This window comes from Cryobacterium sp. TMT2-15-1, from assembly GCF_004402345.1.
Taxonomy (GTDB): Bacteria; Actinomycetota; Actinomycetes; order Actinomycetales; family Microbacteriaceae; genus Cryobacterium; species Cryobacterium sandaracinum.
Genome location: NZ_SOGD01000016.1, coordinates 1 through 2,847, shown reverse-complemented (window position 1 = coordinate 2,847; position 2,847 = coordinate 1). Strand labels below are relative to the sequence as shown.

The 2,847-nt window shown below is 70.3% G+C and carries 3 protein-coding genes; 1 reads left to right on the top strand and 2 read right to left on the bottom strand.

The features are described 5' to 3' along the window. A partial coding sequence (locus E3O62_RS03370; protein WP_134397546.1) for a hypothetical protein occupies positions 1-276 on the bottom strand: 276 nt, incomplete at its 3' end. Positions 277-527: 251 nt separating this feature from the next. On the opposite strand from E3O62_RS03370, the gene E3O62_RS03365 reads away from it, so the two are divergent. Further along, positions 528-1,859: an MATE family efflux transporter gene (locus E3O62_RS03365; protein WP_241973290.1), complete on the top strand. Its 1,332-nt coding sequence runs from the start codon at positions 528-530 to the stop codon at positions 1,857-1,859. 117 nt (positions 1,860-1,976) lie between these two features. On the opposite strand, the gene E3O62_RS03360 is transcribed toward E3O62_RS03365, so the two are convergent. Further along, complete coding sequence (locus E3O62_RS03360) at positions 1,977-2,333, bottom strand: iron-sulfur cluster assembly accessory protein (protein ID WP_134396073.1); 357 nt, start codon at positions 2,331-2,333, stop codon at positions 1,977-1,979. Positions 2,334-2,847 lie beyond the last annotated feature (514 nt).

Here is a 2,847-nt window from a genome sequence, read left to right as displayed (position 1 = left end):
GTCGGCATTCACCGTTGACGCCTCGGTGAGGAGCGCCGCGAGGGCCGCCGCGAGCTTCTCCGCGGTGACCGAGGCGTCGATCTGGCCGAGCCCGGCCCGGATCGACTCGGCCGCGTCGACGGAGAGGGTGCCGGCGGTCACGGCCCGGGCGATCGGCGCCTGCCACGGCACCCTCGCGACGAACTCAGCGACCTCGACAGCATCCGCGTCGGGCGTCGAGAGCGTCGAGAGCGCCTCGTCGACCAGCTTGTCGGCCGCCTCGGTGTCGGCCATCATCGTGCCGACCGCGACGAGCTTGTACGCATCGCCCTTCGAGGAGCCGGTCCAGTTCTGGATGAGGGCCTCCGGCGAGAGGAACCCCTGCTGCGCGGCCAGCCCCGACTGGCCGAGCTCCGGGCGGGACGGACGGACGGGAGCGACGGGACGGGAACCGTCGGAGGTCGGGTCGCCGGGTCTCGACAGGCTCGACCACCGGGCGGGATCGACGACGGTGTTCGGAACGGCTGAACTAGAGTCTTGGGATCACCATCACCGTGCTTCGCCCGCAGCCCATCGACCGCGAGATCCTGCGCCTCGCCATTCCCGCCGTCGGCGCGCTCATTGCCGAACCGCTCTTCCTCCTCGCCGACTCCGCCATGGTCGGGCACCTCGGCGCCGTTCCTCTGGCGGGACTCGGCCTGGCCAGCGCCGTGCTTCAGACGATCATCGGCCTGATGGTCTTCCTGGCCTACAGCACCACGCCCGCCGTGGCCCGGTGGCTCGGGGCCGGCGACCGCCGCCGTGCGGTCGCCGTCGGCATCGACGGGCTCTGGCTGGCCCTCGGCCTCGGCGTGCTGCTCGCCATCGCGGGCTGGTTCGCCACTCCCCTGCTGGTCGGCGCCTTCGGAGCCGAGCCCGCCGTCACCGCCGCGGCCGCCAGCTATCTGGGCCTCTCAATGTTCGGCTTGCCGGCCATGTTGCTCGTCTTCGCGGCGACCGGCCTGCTCCGTGGGCTGCAGGACACCCGCACCCCACTGTGGGTGGCGGGGATCGGGTTCTCGGCCAACATCCTGCTGAATTCGGTGTTCATCTACGGCCTGGGTCTCGGCATCGTCGGGTCCGCCCTCGGTACGGTCGTCGCCCAGTGGGCGATGGTCGCCGTCTACCTGGCCGTCGTCGGCCGCCACGCCCGCCGCGAGGGCGCGCCGCTGCGCCCGCATCGGGCCGGGATGCTGCGGGGCGCGACATCCGGTGGCTGGCTGTTCCTGCGCACGGTGAGCCTGCGTGCGGCGATGCTGCTCGCGGTGTTCGTGGCCACAAACCTCGGTTCTCCCGAGCTGGCCGCCTTCCAGATCGCGATGACCCTGTTCGCCACGCTGGCGTTCGCCCTTGACGCGCTCGCGATCGCGGCACAGGCGCTGGTGGGCCGTGGCCTCGGCGCCGGCAACCTGGCCGAGGTGCGCGCTGTGCTCAGGCGCTGCCTCGAATGGGGTGTGCTGAGCGGGGCAGCCCTCGGGCTGCTGGTGATCGCCGCGAGCGGCGTGCTCGGCCGAGCGTTCACGAACGCGACCGAGGTCAGCGGCCTGCTGCCGGCGACCCTGATCGTGCTCGGGCTATCCGTTCCGCTCGGCGGGGTGGTCTTTGTGCTCGACGGAGTGCTGATCGGCGCCGGCGACGCGCGCTACCTGGCCCTGACCGGGCTGGTGAACCTGGCCGCCTTCGTGCCGCTGGCGATCGCGGTGCTGGTGCTGGCACCGTCGGGGGCCGCGGGGCTGGCCTGGCTGATGGCCGCGTTCACGTTCGGCTACCTGGGCGCCCGCGCGGTGACCCTCGGGCTGCGCGCCCGGGCGGCGAAGTGGATGGTCGTCGGCGCACGCTGACACCGGGGCAGCCCGGGCCGCTGACGGTCGCGGCGCAGCTCGGAAAGCGGGCGCAGGTTCTCCCGTGCGTCGGCCTCCGCGACCTGCGCCGGAAGGCCAGGCGAGGCGACGGCGGTTCTAGCTGAAGGAGTCGCCGCAGGCGCAGCTGCTGCCGGCGTTCGGGTTGTCGATCGTGAAGCCCTGCTTCGCGATGGTGTCCTCGAAGTCGATCGAGGCACCCTCGAGGTACGGCACGCTCATCTTGTCGAGCACGACCCCGACGCCGTCGAAGTCCACGACGACGTCGCCCTCGAGAATGCGCTCGTCGAAGTAGAGCTGGTAGATCAGGCCGGAACAGCCTCCGGGCTGCACGGCGACGCGCAGGTTCAGGTCTTCGCGACCCTCCTGGCTGAGCAGGCTGCGCACCTTCAGCGCGGCGGCGGCGGTCAGACCGACGCCGTGGGCCGGTGCGATGGGGGCAATGGTGTCGGTCATGGGACTCCTCGGACTTCACGTTGCATGGACGCGTCGGGACCGCTCCGCTTGAGCGTTTCGCCTGCGCGAGTATCCAGACACTCTAAGCTCCCGCGGCCGTTCTGCGAACCCCGGAGGCTGCCGCCGGCATCCGCTGCGCGCCCGCGCCTCCCCGACGACCCCGCGACAACCTGCCGGTGACCCGCCAAAGCGAGCCGAAGTGTAGCCAGATGAAACCCTGAAGCCTAGGGTGAAGTGTTCTCGTTTTTTTTATGCTCGTGGTCCAGATGACCGCGACGCAGCACGGCGTGGCCCTGATTGTCTTTGATCTCTCAGCGGTGCGCACCTGAGCCGTCCTCACAACTCGTTCTCAGCCGGTCTCCTCACGGAGTCCGGCTCGGGATGACCGGACTAATATCCGGGTTGCCGGGATGGCAGAAGAGGTAAATATGTCTGACGTCCTGCTTGACCGCCCCGAACTTGCGGGGCTTGGTGTCTACGAATTCGGGTGGTCCGACTCCGATGCTGCTGGTGC

Bases quoted from the DNA above. Each gene is read 5' to 3' on its own strand.
- E3O62_RS03360 (WP_134396073.1), bottom strand. From the start codon at position 2,333: ATGACCGACACCATTGCCCCCATCGCACCGGCCCACGGCGTCGGTCTG.